The sequence below is a fragment of the Flavobacterium sp. GW823-FHT04A11 genome, from assembly GCF_058796535.1.
On record NZ_CM179503.1, the window covers coordinates 4495669 to 4513456 of the forward strand.

11 protein-coding genes are annotated in these 17788 nt (G+C 35.1%); 9 read left to right on the forward strand and 2 right to left on the reverse strand.

Annotation, left to right across the window (positions count from 1 at the left end):
- The first annotated feature begins 191 nt into the window (after window positions 1–191).
- The 9 genes from AC3QL1_RS19205 (at window position 192) to AC3QL1_RS19245 (ending at window position 15860) form a co-directional block, all read left to right on the forward strand.
- Window positions 192–776 (forward strand): acyl carrier protein phosphodiesterase, encoded by a 585-nt coding sequence (locus tag AC3QL1_RS19205; RefSeq protein ID WP_492493745.1) that lies wholly within the window; start codon window positions 192–194, stop codon window positions 774–776.
- Window positions 773–2455: a gamma-glutamyltransferase gene (gene ggt, locus AC3QL1_RS19210; RefSeq protein WP_492493746.1), complete on the forward strand. Its 1683-nt coding sequence runs from the start codon at window positions 773–775 to the stop codon at window positions 2453–2455. Before AC3QL1_RS19205 ends, ggt begins: the two co-directional genes overlap by 4 nt.
- Before the next feature lie 85 nt (window positions 2456–2540).
- Complete coding sequence (locus tag AC3QL1_RS19215) at window positions 2541–4325, forward strand: chloride channel protein (protein WP_492493747.1); 1785 nt, start codon at window positions 2541–2543, stop codon at window positions 4323–4325.
- A 63-nt stretch (window positions 4326–4388) separates the two neighbouring features.
- Window positions 4389–5342 (forward strand): Fic family protein, encoded by a 954-nt coding sequence (locus tag AC3QL1_RS19220; RefSeq protein ID WP_492493748.1) that lies wholly within the window; start codon window positions 4389–4391, stop codon window positions 5340–5342.
- Window positions 5343–5580: 238 nt separating this feature from the next.
- A complete protein-coding gene (uvrA, locus tag AC3QL1_RS19225; RefSeq protein ID WP_492493749.1) occupies window positions 5581–8412 on the forward strand; it encodes an excinuclease ABC subunit UvrA in 2832 nt (943 codons plus the stop codon).
- Window positions 8413–8852: 440 nt separating this feature from the next.
- Complete coding sequence (locus AC3QL1_RS19230; RefSeq protein ID WP_492493750.1) at window positions 8853–9212, forward strand: cupin domain-containing protein; 360 nt, start codon at window positions 8853–8855, stop codon at window positions 9210–9212.
- A gap of 224 nt (window positions 9213–9436) precedes the next feature.
- Entirely contained in the window at window positions 9437–10165 is a 729-nt protein-coding gene (locus tag AC3QL1_RS19235; RefSeq protein WP_492493751.1) for an LOG family protein, read from the forward strand.
- 342 nt (window positions 10166–10507) lie between these two features.
- On the forward strand, window positions 10508–13258 hold the full coding sequence (locus AC3QL1_RS19240) for a gluzincin family metallopeptidase (RefSeq protein ID WP_492493752.1): 2751 nt from the start codon (window positions 10508–10510) through the stop codon (window positions 13256–13258).
- A gap of 187 nt (window positions 13259–13445) precedes the next feature.
- Window positions 13446–15860, forward strand: coding sequence for an alpha-ketoacid dehydrogenase subunit alpha/beta (locus AC3QL1_RS19245; protein WP_492493753.1), 2415 nt, complete (start codon window positions 13446–13448; stop codon window positions 15858–15860).
- A gap of 221 nt (window positions 15861–16081) precedes the next feature.
- Here the strand turns inward: AC3QL1_RS19245 and kdsB are convergent, their stop codons facing one another.
- Window positions 16082–16816, reverse strand: a complete 735-nt coding sequence (gene kdsB / locus AC3QL1_RS19250) for a 3-deoxy-manno-octulosonate cytidylyltransferase (protein WP_492493754.1) — start codon at window positions 16814–16816, stop codon at window positions 16082–16084.
- Window positions 16817–16951: 135 nt separating this feature from the next.
- The gene (gene ygiD / locus AC3QL1_RS19255; protein ID WP_492493755.1) at window positions 16952–17782 is read right to left on the reverse strand and encodes a 4,5-DOPA-extradiol-dioxygenase; all 831 of its coding nucleotides are present in this window, start codon (window positions 17780–17782) and stop codon (window positions 16952–16954) included.
- Window positions 17783–17788: the final 6 nt, after the last annotated feature.

A 17788-nucleotide genomic window follows, 5' to 3' on the forward strand; every position in this document is an offset into this window, starting at 1 on the left:
GGTTACCAGTTACAAATATAGAAAAGTTTCTAAGTTGCTAAGAGGCTAAGTTGCTGAGATTTTAAAATAAACTAAAATGTTAAGTTTATATTGTCAGGTATTGATTTAAAAACCATTTAAAAAAGATTTTATACATTTACAAGAGAGAACTTAGCCACTTAGCTTCTCAGAACCTTAGCAACTCAAAAAAAATGAACTTCCTTGCCCACATATATCTTTCCGGCGAAAATGATTTAATCAAAATTGGCAATTTTATGGCCGATGGCATTCGCGGAAAACAATTTGAACATTTTCCAGAAGATGTTCAGAAAGGAATCATTCTGCATCGCTCTATAGATACTTACACAGATTCGCACGATGTTTTCAGACAAAGTACCAAACGGTTACACGAAAAATACCATCATTATTCAGGCGTGATTGTAGACATTGTTTACGATCATTTTTTAGCTAAAAACTGGTCGAATTATTCGGATGAAAAACTGGAAGATTTCATTAACCGATTTTATTCTTCGTTACATGAAAACTATGATATTCTAACCGAAAAAACGCAAGGTATGATGCCTTATATGATTGATCAAAACTGGCTTTTGAGTTATCGAACTGTCGAAGGAATTCACCAGATTTTAACCCAAATGGACAGAAGATCAAAAAATGCATCAAAAATGCAGTTTGCCAGTGAAGAATTAAAAGAATTCTATGACGAATTCGAACAGGAATTTACCTTGTTTTTTGAAGATATAAAAGGGCATGCCAAACAAAAACTGCAATCTTTATGAAAAAAATTACGCTTTTATTTACCCTCATTTATATTAGCTGCACAGCTCAGGTTTCAACAAATCCAACGGGTTTAGTCACTTCAAAAGCAATGGTTGTTTCTGCCCGTGAAGAAGCTTCTAAAATTGGCGTTGAAATCATGAAAAAAGGCGGAAATGCTTTTGATGCCATGATTGGAACAGAACTGGCTTTGGCGGTTTCTTTTCCTTTTGCAGGAAATATTGGCGGCGGCGGGTTTATGGTTTACAGAAAGGCAAATGGTGAAGTTGGATCTTTGGATTATCGCGAAAAAGCACCTTTGGCAGCATCAAAAGATATGTTTCTGGATAAAGACGGAAATGTCGTAAAAGGCAAAAGTACCGAAACTGCACTGGCAATTGGTGTTCCCGGAACTATCGCGGGAGTTTTTGCCGTACATAAAAAATTTGGTTCCCTGCCAATGTCCGAAATTTTAAAACCTGTCATTGCCCTTGCCGAAAGAGGCGTTATTGTCACTAAAAAACAGGAAAGAAGTATGGACAATTATCGCGAATCGATCGTAAAAGTAAACGGTTCAACGACGCTTTTGGCAACCAATTTTAAAGAAAAAGATACCATAAAATATACGGCTTTAGCCAATACTTTAAAACGTATTTCAAAAAACGGACGAGATGAGTTTTACAAAGGTGAAACGGCTAAAATTTTAGTTTCTTATTTACAGAAAAAAGGCGGCATTATTACGCTTCAGGATTTAGCCAAATACGAAGCAAAATGGAGAAAACCGCTTCAGTTTAATTATAAAGATTTAAAAATTACTTCGATGTCGCCACCAAGCAGCGGCGGAATTTGTCTGGCACAAATATTAAAAATGATTGCGCCGTATGATTTAGCAAAAATGGGGCATAATTCTCCGGAAGCAATTCAGGTAATTGTCGAAGCCGAAAGAAGGGCTTACGCAGACAGAAGCCAGTTTTTAGGAGATCCTGATTTTGTAAAAATTCCGGTAAACGCCTTGCTTTCTGATGCTTATTTAAAAGAAAGAATGTCGACTTTTAATGTGGATAAAGCCAGTTTATCTTCTGAAATAAAGGAAGGAAAAATAACGTATAACGAAAGTACAGAAACAACACATTACTCTATTGTCGACAAATTTGGAAACGCAATTGCTGCAACCACAACCTTAAATGACGGTTATGGTTCTAAATATTATTGTGACGAATTAGGTTTTTTCCTAAATAACGAAATGGATGATTTCAGTGCAAAACCCGGTTCACCAAATATGTTTGGTCTGGTTGGAAATGAAGCCAATAGTATTGCTCCGCAAAAACGAATGCTAAGTTCAATGACGCCTACAATTGTCGAAAAAAACGGCAAACTTTTTATGGTTGTCGGAACTCCAGGTGGTTCAACAATTATAACATCGGTTTTACAGACTATTTTGAATGTTTACGAATACAAACTCAGTATGCAGGAAGCTGTAAACGCGCCTCGTTTTCACCATCAATGGCTGCCGGATCTAATTAATTTTGAGTATGAAGCTTTTGATAACAAGACTTTGGATGTACTAAAAGCAAAAGGTTATTTAATCAACGAAAAACCAACTCCGATACTTGGAAAAGTCGATGCGATTTTGGTTTTACCAAATAACAATCTTGAAGGAGGCGCCGATTTTCGTGGAGATGACGCCGCTGCCGGTTTTTAGTTTTCCAAAAAAATAAAAGGAAATAGTTTACTTTTTTGAATCCTATGAGTTAAATTTGTGGTTTACGTAACTTTTTAAACAAATAATGTTAAGAAAACTTTTTCGCCGACTAGAAAGCATTATTGCTTTAGCTCAATCCATATTGACTCCAAAGCAATTTATATTTTTATCCAGTGTATTAGTTGGTATTTCTTGTTCATTGGCTGTAATTGTTTTAAAAACTTTTGCCCACAGCGTTTTCTCTTTTGCAACTTACATAAACGGAATTCTAAAATTAAATTTCATTAACGGTATCTTGCCTATAATTGGTATTCTGCTAACCGTATTTGTGGTTAAAAAAGTCCTTAACGGAAGCATACAAAAAGGTACTTCACAAATTTTATACGCCGTTGCAAAAAAGGCCAGTATTATTCCGAAAAAGCAAATGTATGCCCAAATCATAACGAGTTCCTTAACAGTAGGTTTAGGAGGTTCTGCAGGATTAGAAAGTCCCATTGTTATTACCGGAGCCGCGTTTGGATCCAATTATGCGCAAGGTTATAAATTAGCATATAAAGACAGAACTTTACTTATTGGCTGTGGCGTCGCGGCTGGGATTTCAGCTGCTTTTAACGCTCCTATTGCCGGTGTTCTTTTTGCCATTGAAGTTTTATTGGTCGATGTGAGTATTTCCGCCTTTACTCCTATCATGATTTCTGCAGCTACAGGCGCTTTGGTTTCTGCTATTTTATTAGATGAAAGCATTTTATTGTCTTTCAAACAGCAACAAACATTCAATTATCACAATATTCCTTTTTATGTTCTTTTAGGAGTTCTAACCGGTTTTATAGCCGTTTACTATGCCCGAAATTTTCAAAGGGTCGAGCATTATTTTTCTAATTTAAAAATGGGACCTTATAAAAAGGCTTTAATTGGTTCTTCCATATTAGCCTTGCTTATTTTTATTTTTCCAACGCTTTTTGGTGAAGGTTACGAAAGTATCAAAACCTTGTCAGAAAGTGATCCGGGACAATTATTAGACAATACTTTATTTGCCGGTTTTAGAAACAATCAATGGGTTTTACTTCTATTTGTGGGTTGTACGATGATGGTAAAAGTATTTGCATCCGGATTAACACTGGGAAGCGGTGGAAACGGAGGAAACTTTGCCCCTTCTTTATTTATGGGATCTTATCTGGGATATTTCTTTTCAAAATTCGTCACTTTAATTGGTCTGTCGAAATTGCCTATCAGTAATTTTACCATGGTTGGAATGGCTGGTATTTTGAGCGGATTATTTCATGCGCCGCTTACCGCAATTTTCTTAATTGCTGAAATTACAGGTGGTTACGGATTAATGATTCCGCTTATGATTGTATCTTCTATCAGTTTTGCGATTTCAAAACGATTTGAAAAATATTCGCTTGACGTAAAAAATCTGGCCAAAAAAGGACATGCGTTTACAAGTAATAAAGATTCTAATATTCTTTCGACTTTAGATATTGATACGATCATTCAATGTGATTATTTGACCGTTTCACCAGACGATCATCTGACTAAATTGGTTGATCTTATTTCGCATTCTAATCAGGTTGTTTTTGCCGTTGTTGGTAAAGAAAATGAACTCGTTGGCGTGGTTCATTTTAATGATATCCGCGAAATTATTTTTAATCCGTATCGCGTAAAATATACGTTGATTAAAGATGTTATGAAAACGCCGCCCGCAGTTATCTCCTCTTTTGATAGTATGGAAGTCGTTATGGGTAAATTCGAAAGGTCAAAAACTGCCTTTATTCCTGTTTTACGCGATGGAAAATATTTCGGTTTTATCTCTAAATCTATTGCGCTCGAAGCCTACAGAACCAAACTTCGTTCTATGACAATAGAATAGTCTTAATATCGGATAGGTTAAAAATTAGAATTATCCGATAATAAGAAGTACCTTTGTGGGATTATGTGGAATATAGACCTAACATATCGAACAGAATTTCAATCGACATTTGACAGATTGTACCAAAAAAGGCTTGATTTGCAAAACAGCAGACCATTGCCCAATATTGCTTTGCATAAAATTCGCGAAAGCTTATCTCTCGAATGGACGTATAATTCGAATAGTATTGAAGGAAATACAATGAGTTTACGCGAAACCCAAATGGTGATTCAGGAAGGAATTACCATAAAAGGAAAATCGCTGCGGGAACATTTTGAAACACATAATCACGATAAGGCAATTGATTATCTATACTCCATTGTTGATGATCAATATAAATTGAGAAGTATTGATATTTTATCAATTCATGGATTGGTTTTGCGTTCTATTGAAGATGATTTTGCAGGGCGATTGCGAAATGGTGGTGTTCGTATTTCGGGCGCTAATTTCATGCCTCCAAATGCTAATAAAGTCTCTGATTATGTGGATGAATTAATTGATTTTATCAATACAAATCCGTTACAATTAAATGATATTGAGCTGGCTACAATTTACCATCATAAGCTTGTCTGGATTCATCCTTTTTTTGATGGAAACGGGCGTACCGTTCGTTTAAGCATGAATTTATTGTTGATGCGTTGTGGTTTTCCGCCTGCCATTATTCTCAAGAATGACAGAAAAAAATATTACGAAGCATTAAATCAGGCCAATAATGGCAATTATCAAAAATTAACCCTTTTGATGTGTCAGGCATTAGAAAGAACTTTGAATATTTATCTAACAGCCATGCCGGGAAGTACTTATGATTTTCAGCCGATACAAAATATTGTAAGCGAGCCCGAAACTCCGTACGGTCAGGAATATGTGAGTTTATTGGCCAGAACAGGAAAAATAGACGCTTACAAAGAAGGCCGAAACTGGTATACTACCAAAGAAGCCATCGAAGAATATATGGCAACCCGAAAAAGAAAACGATAACTTAGTTTCTATCGGACCAAATATTTTAAATTAATTTAAACACGAAGTGTACTGATTTGCACTAATTTTTAAGATTCAATTAGTTTTTGAAATTAATTTCACAAACTAATTAGTGGCAATTCGTGAAATTCGTGTTTATTTTTTTAGAGTTATTTTGTTACTATTTGTAACATAAAGTTTTGTACTCTAGTACTAAAAGAACAAATCAAAGTGGTAACTTTGCGTTTTGCTCAAATTTATGTTAGAAAAAGACAATACTATTGAAGTTCTTGGTGCAAGAGTTCATAATCTGAAAAATATAGACATTTCCATTCCGCGTGAAAAACTGGTTGTTATTACCGGTTTATCTGGTTCGGGAAAATCCTCTTTGGCGTTCGATACTATTTATGCCGAAGGACAACGTCGTTACGTAGAAACTTTTTCGGCGTATGCCAGACAGTTTCTTGGTGGTTTAGAACGTCCGGATGTTGATAAAATCGACGGACTTTCTCCCGTGATTGCGATTGAACAAAAAACAACCAGCAAAAGTCCGCGTTCAACAGTTGGGACAATTACAGAAATATACGATTTTCTAAGGCTTTTATACGCTCGTGGTGCTGACGCCTTTAGTTATAACACAGGCGAAAAAATGGTTTCGTATTCTGATGATCAGATTAAAGATTTGATTATGCAGGATTTTAAAGGAAAACGAATCAATATTCTCGCTCCGATTATTAGAGCCAGAAAAGGTCATTATGCCGAATTATTCCAGCAAATAACCAAACAGGGATTTTTGAAAGTTCGTGTAAACGGCGAAGTTCAGGATTTGGTTTCGGGAATGAAACTGGATCGTTACAAAACCCACGATATTGAAATTGTAGTGGACAGAATGTTGATCGAAAATACCGAAGACAATCAGAAAAGATTATCAGAAAGTATCAATACCGCAATGCATCACGGCGAAAATGTGCTGATGATTTTAGATCAGGATACCAATGAAGTACGTTATTTCAGTAGAAATTTAATGTGCCCTACAACCGGAATTTCGTATCAAAATCCGGAACCGAATTTATTTTCTTTCAACTCTCCAAAAGGAGCTTGTCCGCATTGTAACGGATTGGGAACGGTTCACGAAATCAACATAAAAAAGATTATTCCTAACCCTAAATTGTCTATAAAAAGTGGTGGTTTTGCTCCGCTTGGTGAATATAAATCATCATGGATTTTTAAGCAATTAGAAGTTATTGGAGAAAAATATGGTTTCAAAATCACAGATCCGATTGAGAAAATTCCGGAAGAAGCCATGAACATGATTCTTCACGGAGGAAAAGATAAATTTACCGTAAACTCAAAAGATTTAGGTGTTACGCGCGATTACAAAATAGATTTTGAAGGAATCTCGCATTTCATCAAAAACCAATATGACGAAAGTGCTTCGACAACAATAAAACGTTGGGCAAAAGATTTCATGGACGAAGTAAATTGTCCGGTTTGCGAAGGTTCTCGTCTTAAAAAAGAAGCACAGTTTTTTAGAGTAAATGGAAAAAATATCACCGAATTGTGTGATATGGATATTTCAGATCTGACTGCCTGGTTTTTGGATTTAAATAATCATTTGACAGATAAACAACTTTTGATTGCATCAGAAGTGGTAAAAGAAATCAAAGACCGTCTGAACTTTTTAATGAATGTTGGTTTAGATTATCTGGCTTTAAGCCGAAGTTCAAAATCACTTTCAGGAGGAGAAGCACAACGTATTCGATTGGCAACACAAATTGGTTCACAATTGGTTGGTGTTTTGTATATTCTGGATGAGCCAAGTATTGGTTTACACCAAAGAGACAACGAAAAACTGATCAAATCTTTGGAACAATTACGCGATATCGGGAACTCGGTTATTGTTGTCGAACACGATAAAGATATGATCGAAACAGCTGATTATGTAATTGATATTGGTCCAAAAGCAGGGAAATACGGTGGAGAAATCATCAGTATTGGAACTCCGGCAGAAACTTTAAAATCGAACACCATAACTGCTCAATATTTGAACGGTACAATGAAACTGGAGATTCCTAAAGAACGTCGTAAAGGAAATGGAAAGTTTTTAAAACTAACCGGAGCAACAGGAAATAATCTTAAAAATGTTTCGATCGAATTGCCTTTAGGACAATTAATTTGTGTTACAGGAGTTTCAGGAAGTGGAAAATCGACTTTGATAAACGAGACGCTCTACCCTATTTTGAACGCTTATTATTTTAATGGTGTGAAAAAACCACAGCCTTATAAAAAAATAGAAGGTCTTGAACATATAGACAAAGTAATTGATATTGACCAAAGTCCGATTGGCAGAACGCCTCGTTCGAATCCGGCAACATATACAGAGGTTTTTACCGAGATCAGAAACCTGTTTACAATGACTTCTGAAAGTATGATTCGCGGTTACAAAGCAGGACGTTTTAGTTTTAACGTAAAAGGCGGACGCTGTGAAACCTGCGAAGGTTCCGGAGTTAGAACCATTGAAATGAATTTTTTACCGGATGTTTATGTAGAATGTGAAACCTGTCAGGGAAAACGTTTTAACAGAGAAACACTTGAAATTCGATACAAAGGAAAATCAATTTCGGATGTATTGAATATGACGGTTGATGAAGCGGTTCCTTTTTTTGAAAACATTCCGAAGATTTACAGAAAGGTAAAAACAATTCAGGATGTTGGTTTAGGATATATCACACTTGGTCAGCAAAGTACAACACTATCAGGTGGTGAAGCACAACGTATCAAACTAGCGGGAGAATTGTCTAAAAAAGATACCGGAAACACCTTTTATATTCTGGACGAACCTACAACCGGTTTGCATTTTGAAGACATCCGCGTTCTAATGGACGTTATCAATAAACTAGTTGACAAAGGAAATACCATCCTGGTTATCGAACATAATATGGATGTGATCAAACTTGCCGATTATATCATCGACATTGGCCCTGAAGGTGGAAAAGGCGGCGGACAATTGATCGCAAAAGGAACTCCGGAAGAAGTAGCGAAAAATAAAAAAAGCTATACGGCTAAGTTTTTGAAAAAGGAATTGGAATAAAAAGATATTCGTGATAACAGCACCTTTGTCAAAGTTTGAAAATTTGACAAAGGTTCATGCTCAAAGTTAGTCCAAGCATTTTTGTCATTCCGAGGAACGAGGAATCTCTGTTAGCAGCTCTACAATTTAGGAAAATACTATACGTTAGTTTCTTGAGGAGATCCCTCGTTCCTCGGGATGACAAGATTGTGGTTATGGATCGCTAAAAAAAGCGGATTAAAATCCGTTGAAAATTTCGAAACATACAACCATTTAATTCTATTGAATGATTCATTTTTAATTCCCTCACAATGAATCCACAACCAAAACCACAGACCTGGAAACGTTACATTTAAATTAATAAATCTTCATTTCTGTAACAATTCTCAAAAAAAGCACTAATTTAGTACGCCCTTTTTGTCAAAGCTTTTTTGATTTTGACAAAGGTTAAGATAAAATCTATGAATCTAAAAGAGAAATTCAGCAACGTAGACCAATATTTTTCGCCAAAAATTATTGATGAAGTAAATGATCAATATATTAAAGTGGCTAAAATAAAAGGTCAGGAAGTACCGTGGCATAATCACGAGAATGAAGACGAATTATTTTATATTGTTGATGGTGAACTTTTAATGGAAATTGAAAACGAACCCTCATTCACTATGAAAAAAGGGGATTTATTCGTGGTGAAGAAAGGTGTAAATCACAGGGTTTCTTCGGATGAAGAATGTTTAATCATGCTGATTGAATCGAAAACTACAGAACATACCGGGAAGGTTAAAAGCAACATTACGAAATCAATTGAAGAACAAACGTATTAATTAAAAGCGAATTCTTCCTTTTATAAACTGATTTTTCAATTGAAAACTGGTGTCCTAGCCCTGATGGGAACGGCATCCTTTTGTGGCGGGGTTCGCCACAAAAGATATAGTGGACAGCAGGAAACAGCTCCTTATATTGATACTTCTACTTCACTCAGTATGACAAGTTAGATAAAAACAAGACACAACTTAAATAAAAATATAAATAAATTAAAATACCTAAAATGAGATTAGAAGATTTTGATAATGATGAGGATAAAATAATTCAGGACCGTTTGAAACAAAAAACGTGGAATGAAATTAGAACAAACGACAGCTGGGCGATTTTTAAAATCATGGCTGAGTTTGTAAACGGTTACGAAAGTATGGGGCGTATTGGCCCGTGTGTTTCGATTTTTGGTTCGGCGAGAACAAAACCGGAAGACAAATATTATTTATTGGCAGAAAAAATTGCGTACAAAATCAGTAAAGCTGGTTACGGTGTAATCACAGGAGGCGGTCCCGGAATCATGGAAGCTGGTAATAAAGGTGCACATTTAGGAGGTGGAACTTCGGTAGGTTTAAATATCGAATTGCCTTTTGAACAGCACTTTAACCCATATATTGATCACGATAAAAACCTGAATTTCGACTATTTCTTTGTGAGGAAAGTAATGTTCGTAAAATATTCTCAGGGTTTTGTGGTTATGCCGGGAGGTTTTGGAACGCTTGACGAAATGTTTGAAGCAATCACGTTGATTCAGACTAAGAAAATTGGAAAATTCCCGATTATTTTAGTTGGTGTTGAATTTTGGTCAGGATTAATCGACTGGGTAAAAACGGTTTTGGTTGAAAAAATGCAAACTGTTAGTCCGGACGATTTGAACTTGTTTAAAATCGTTGACACTGAAGATGAAGTGGTTGACGTATTAGATAAATTCTACAAGAAATACGATTTGAGTCCGAACTTCTAAAAAAAATTACCATATAAGTCATATAAGAATATATAATTGACGCGGATTAAACTGATTCGCTAAAGCGAAGACGCGGATAAAAACGGATTTATTTGGAATTTTATTTTTTCACCTATATCACTTATATGGTTAAATAATTTTAAATATCGCAAAAATTGAAAGCTGTTTTTTTTAACAGCTTTTTTTATACTATTTTTACAAAAAACCGAAACTACCATATGCTCGTAACTTAAGTATATCTTATAATTTTTAAGTCATCCCTTGAAATCATTTTATAAAATCTTTTTTTTCATTGTCGTTTTATTCAGTTCAATAAAACAATACGCGCAACATCATTCTAAGATGGAAGTGGCGGTTAATCTTGAACTTAAAACGCTGAATGTAAAACAGGATCTTCAATTTTACAACAATACCGGAGATACTTTGACTTCGATTGTTTTGAACGACTGGAATAATGCTTTTTCTCATAAAAATACACCGCTGGCAAAACGATTTTCGGATGAGTTTTACAGAGGTTTTCATCTGGCAAAAGATTCTGAAAGAGGAAATACTACGATTACAAGTCTTACTGATGCTGAAAATAATACAATTGAATGGGAAAGAACCGATGAAAATCCGGATTTTATTGTTGTAAAGCTGAAACAGAAATTACTTCCGGGAGAAAAAACCGAATTGCATTTTACTTATATTTCAAAAATTCCGAGCGATAAATTCACGCATTACGGTTTTGATCCAAATGGCGGAATGAGTTTGAAAAACTGGTTTTTGAGTCCGGCGCGTTTGGAGAATAATAACTTTATAACATACAATAATTTTAATCTGGACGATATTGCCAACGCCAGTTCAGATTATGAAATTGAAATCAAAATTCCGAATCAATATTCGATTACAACTGATTTAAATTCAGTGACAAAAGACAATTCAAATGCATCTTACACGACTTATTCTTTTGAAGGAAAAAACAGAACCGATTTTAATTTCTTTATTGAAAAACAAAATTCGTTTAAAAGTTATAACAACGGTTCTTTAGAAATACTTTCGGATCTGAAAAGCAAAAAAATTACGGAGATTCAAAAAGCAATTATCATCAACAGAGTGGTTAATTTTGCTAATGATTTTATTGGGCAATATCCGTATGAGAAAATAACCGTGGCGCAGGCAGATTATGATCGAAATCCTTTTTATGGGTTAAATCAGCTTCCATCTTTTATAAGTCCGTTTTCTGATGATTTTATCTTCGAAATTACCTTTTTAAAAACCTATCTGAACAATTATTTAAAGAATAGTTTGCATCTGGATCCCAGAAAAGACAATTGGGTTTATGACGGAATTCAGATTTATGCCATGATGAAATTTATGGAAGAACATCATGCTGATCAAAAAATGCTGGGCAGGCTTTCGGACATGAAATTGTTTAAAAGTTACAACATCACCAACTTAACATTTAATGAGCAATACAGCTATTATTATATGTTAATGTCCAGAAAAAATCTGGATCAGCCGCTTGGAGATCCAAAAAATACGCTGATAAAATTCAATGAACAAATTGCCAGTAAATATCGTGCAGGTTTAAGCCTGAGTTATCTGGATGATTTTTTAGATCAGAATGTTGTTCCGCAAAGTGTTCAGGAGTTTTATAAACTAAATCAAACAGCTCAAACAAACCGATCTGATTTTGAACGAATACTGACAAAAAACAGCCCTAAAAATATCGATTGGTTTTTTGAAACGATTATCGATTCGAGAGAAATCATTGACTATAAATTTTCAAATGTTTCGAGAACTAAAGACAGCATACAATTTTCGATAAATAACAGAACCGGAATTTATGCTCCTATTCCGATTTACGGAATCCAAAAAAATAAAGTTGTTTTTAAAGAATGGATTGAACCAAAAAACAATGATTCAATCTATCATTTTGAAAGAAAAAATGCGGATAAAATTGTCATTAATTACGACAATGAAGTTCCGGAATATAACCAGAGAAACAACTGGAAATCGCTAAAAAGTGTGGTTATAACCAATCGTCCGATAAAATTTAATTTTGCCAAAGATTTAGAAGATCCATATTACAATCAGATTTTATATATCCCTACGCTTACTTATAATTTATACGATGGGTTTACGCCCGGAATACGTTTTCATAACAAAACGATTCTGGATAAACCTTTTACGTTTGATATTAATCCTGCTTACTCGATCAAAGCCGGAACACTGTCCGGTTCTTCGGCATTTGTGCTAAATCATTATTATCGAAACAGTTTACTTTATAATGTGAGATATTCTATTAGCCAGAATTATTTTCACTATGCGCCGGATGCGACTTATTTGAGATTGAATCCAATGGTTCAGTTCCGAATTCGGGAAGAAAACTTCAGGGATAATAGAAAACAATTGATTTTACTGCGCCAGGTTATTGTAAATCGTGAAGCAAGTAATTATATCACAGATAATTCGAAACCCAATTATTCTGTTTTCAATGCGAGATATTCGAATACCAAAACTGAATTGATCAATCATTTTAATTTTATGACTGATGTTCAGTTTTCTGGAGATTTTGGAAAACTGGCGGGAGAAGTAGAATATCGACGTTTATTTGATGATAACCGAAAATTGAATTTGAGATTGTATGCCGGAACTTTTCTGTACAACAAAACAAACTCTGATTATTTTAGTTTTGGTTTAGACCGCCCGACAGATTATTTATTCGATTATAATTTTTACGGAAGATCAGAAAGTACGGGATTTTTCAGCCAGCAATATGTAATGGCCGAAGGTGGATTTAAATCTAAAATAGAACCGAGATATGCTGATAAATGGATGGCGACTTTAAACGCCAGTTATTCAATATGGAATTGGATTGAGGTTTATGGCGACCTTGGTTTAATGAAAAATAAAGTTGAAAACGAGAAGTTTATTTACGACAGCGGTATCCGATTAAACCTTGTTACGGATTATTTTGAAGTCTATTTTCCGGTTTATTCCAACAATGGATGGGAGATTTCTCAAAATAAATACAATGAAAAAATACGTTTTGTGGTTACTTTGTCTCCAAAAACATTAGTCACTCTTTTTACCCGAAAATGGTTTTAATTCAATAAAATTTAAACAAAAACATGAATTATTTATACAAAAAAGAGAAAAATATTCAATATTACATAAAAAATATACGTAGTTTTAGCATATTAGTTATAAATAATTAAATTATATTTAGTTTAATGAATTATGATTATTGATACTTTTTAATTAATTTTGCTGCGTAACATGACCCATAGAGATTATGATTAAAGAACAAAACAATACTACACTTACTTTCGAAGATTTCAAAACTGAAGTAATGAAAGATTACAGAATTGCTGTTACCAGCCGCGAATGTAGCCTTTTAGGACGTAAAGAAGTATTGACAGGAAAGGCCAAGTTTGGAATATTTGGTGATGGAAAAGAAGTGCCGCAGCTTGCTATGGCAAAAGCGTTTCAAAACGGAGATTTCCGTTCCGGATACTATCGCGATCAGACTTTTATGATGGCAATCGGCGAATTAACTCCTAAACAATTTTTTGCAGGTTTATACGGTCATACCGATTTAGATTATGATCCGATGTCTGCAGGAAGACAAATGGGCGGACACTTTGTAACGCACAGTTTAAACGAAGATGGTTCCTGGAAAGATTTAACAAAACAAAAAAATTCAAGCGCAGATATATCTCCTACAGCCGGACAAATGCCAAGATTATTGGGATTGGCTCAGGCTTCTAAAATTTACAGAAATGTTGATGGAATCAAAATCAAAGACAAATTCTCTGTAAACGGAAACGAAGTTGCCTGGGGAACTATTGGAAATGCAAGTACATCTGAAGGTTTGTTTTTTGAAACTATAAATGCTGCCGGAGTTTTACAAGTTCCGATGGTAATGAGTGTTTGGGATGATGAATACGGAATTTCGGTTCATGCCAAACATCAAACTACAAAAGAAAATATCTCTGAAATTCTAAAAGGATACCAACGCGATGAAGATTCTAAAGGGTATGAAATTTTTAGAGTCAGAGGCTGGGATTATGCTGAATTGGTTTCGACTTATGAAAGAGCAGCAGCAGTGGCCAGAGAAGAACATGTTCCGGTTTTAATTCACGTAAATGAATTAACGCAGCCACAAGGTCACTCTACTTCCGGTTCTCACGAACGTTATAAAAACGCAGAAAGACTGGCTTGGGAAAGAGATTTTGACTGTATTCGCCAAATGCGTTTGTGGATGATTGCCATCAATATTGCCTCTCCGGAAGAATTGGCAGAAATTGATTTTGAATTGAAAAAAGAAGTTCTGGAAGCTAAAAAAGAAGCGTGGAATTCTTTCATCAATCCAATTATTGAAGATCAAAAAAATCTTTTGGCTTTATTGGAGCAAATTGCAGCAGCAAGCATCAATCATAAAGAAAGAATTCAAAAATATATTTCAGAATTAAGCGCTATAAAATCACCTTTAAAAAAGGAAATGCTTGCAATCGCGAGAAAGATTTTACGTTTTATTGAAGTTCCAAACAGTAAAGTAATTTTATCAAAATGGATTACAGATTATATTGGAGTAACGCAACCAAGATTCAGCAGTAATTTACATTCTGAATCAGATCAAAATGTGTTTTCTGTAGAAAAAGTACTTCCTGTATATGCTGATAATGCAAAAGCTGATTTAGACGGCCGAATGATTTTGCGTGATAACTTTGATGCTTTGTTTACCAAATATCCTGAAACACTAATTTTTGGTGAAGACGTAGGAAACATTGGCGATGTAAACCAAGGTTTGGAAGGCATGCAGGAAAAATACGGAGAACTTCGTGTTGCCGATGTCGGAATTCGTGAAGCTACTATTATTGGTCAGGGAATTGGAATGGCATTGAGAGGTTTACGTCCAATTGCTGAGATTCAATATTTAGATTATTTATTGTATGCGATTCAAATCATGAGTGATGATTTGGCTACTTTACAATACAGAACTGTTGGAAAACAAAAAGCGCCATTAATCATCAGAACCCGTGGACATCGTCTTGAAGGAATCTGGCATTCTGGTTCACCAATGGGAATGATCATCAACGCTATTCGCGGAATTCACGTTTTGGTTCCGAGAAACATGACTCAGGCTGCAGGTTTCTATAATACTCTTTTAGAGACTGATGAACCGGCTTTGGTTATTGAGTGTTTAAACGGTTATCGTTTAAAAGAAAAAACACCTTTGAATTTTGGTGAATTCAAAACGCCAATTGGTGTTGTCGAAACCCTAAAAGAAGGTTCAGATATTACGTTAGTTTCTTACGGATCGACTTTGAGATTGGTAGAACAAGCTGCAAATGAGTTACTTGATTTAGGAATTGATTGCGAAGTTATTGATATTCAGTCCTTACTTCCGTTTGACATAAATAAAGATATTGTGAAAAGTATCGCTAAAACAAATCGTCTTTTAGTAATCGACGAAGATGTTCCAGGCGGAGCTTCAGCTTTTATTCTGCAACAAATTTTAGAAGAACAAAATGCGTATATACATTTAGACAGTAAACCGCAAACACTTGCTGCAAAAGCCCACAGACCAGCTTACGGAACTGATGGCGATTATTTCTCAAAACCTTCTGCCGAAGATATTTTCGAGAAAGTATATAGCATGATGAATGAAGTTAATCCGGCTAAATATCCAAATTTATATCAATAAATTAGGTTTAGTTTTAAATATAAAAAAAGCTCCAATTATTAAGATTGGAGCTTTTTTATATACTCATTTTTGTCATTTGAACTATTGTCTACAATAAAAAATCGATATACTTTGAGTTGGCTTCGACTACGCTCAGCCTGACAAAAATGTGCATAAAAAAATCCGTGTAAATCAGCGCCTTCGCATTAGCGAATCCGTATCATCCGTGTGCCATCTCGCAACTACTTAGCCGCTAAAATAGCCCTCGCCTTCTCTAAATCCTCAGCCGTATCAATCCCAATTCCAACATGCGTGGTTTCTACCATTTTAATACGTTTTCCGAATTCTAAATATCGAAGTTGCTCCAACTTCTCAGAAGCTTCCAAAGATTTCATTGGTAAACTATAAAAATCCAACAAAGCCTGTTTTCTAAAAGCATAAATTCCGATGTGCTGAAAATAACGAACACCAACATCCTTATCTCTTGGATACGGAATTACCGAACGAGAAAAATACAACGCAAACTGCGATTGATCTACAACAACTTTTACATTATTAGGATTATTGATTTCGTCTTCATTTGTAATTTCGCGCATAAGCGAAGCCAGATCAATTTTGCGATCGGTATCATTTTTAAAAACAGACAAAACCTGCTCCAGAGGTCCGGATTCTGTAAAAGGTTCATCACCCTGAACATTTACCACGATATCAACATCAAGATTAGCAACGGCTTCTGCAATTCGGTCGCTTCCTGATTCGTGTTCTTTGATGCTCATAATGGCTTTTCCGCCTTTAGAAACAATTTCGTCATAGATTAAATCTGAATCCGTTACAACAAAAACATCGTCGAATAATTTTGTTGAAACCGCAGCTTCATAAGTTCTTAATATTACCGTTTTACCTCCTAAATCCTGCATTAGTTTTGCAGGAAATCGTGTTGATGCATATCGCGCCGGGATTACCGCTATTATTTTCATTATAAATATCTTTTAATTTTCTATTCTTTTTTCTGCGAATCTCTGTGTAAATCTTTGTGCAACTTTGTGTTATAATTTTACCACAGAGATACACAAAGATTTCACAGAGATTCACAAAGTTTATTTTTTAGTTTTTTACATGATTTTTACTGAGGTCATGCTTAATGATCCAGCTAATAATTTATCATTGAACAAACTTAATTCTTCTGATTTTTCTTTTAAACCTAAAGTATACAGCAAAGGCAAATAATGATCAGGCGTTGGAATCGCAACCTGAACGGCTTTACTCATTTTTTCGAAATCAATCAGCGGCTGAAAATTTCCATCCAGCAAATAATTATTCACAGTTTCTCTGGCTTCAATTGCCCAGTCGTAACCGTAATTGTCTTTATCAAAATTTCTGAAATCAACCAAACGAAGATTGTGAACAATATTTCCGCTTCCAATAATCAAAACGCCTTTATGACGCAATGATTGTAACTTCTGCGCCAGTTCAAAATGATATTGTCCTGATTTAGTATAATCGATACTCAACTGAATTACCGGTACATTCGCTTCCGGATATAAGTGCTTGATCACGCTCCACGCGCCGTGATCTAAACCCCAATGTTCGTCTAAATCAACGTTTACGGGTTCTAAGATTTTCTTAGTTTCATGAGCTAATTCCGGACTTCCTTTTGCAGGATATAGCACATCAAAAAGCGCTTGCGGAAATCCTCCAAAATCATGAATTGTTCTTGGCATTTGCATTGCCGTTACTTTGGTTCCGTTTGTAAACCAATGTGCAGAAATGCACAAAATGGCATTCGGCTGCGGCAATGTTTTAGCCAGATTACGAAAACCCGCCACAAACTGATTTTCTTCAATCGCGTTCATCGGGCTTCCGTGTCCTAAAAACAAAACCGGCATTTTATCTGTATTCGAAAACGTAGATGAAATCGAATGTAAATCGTTTAGTGTTGTCATTTGCTA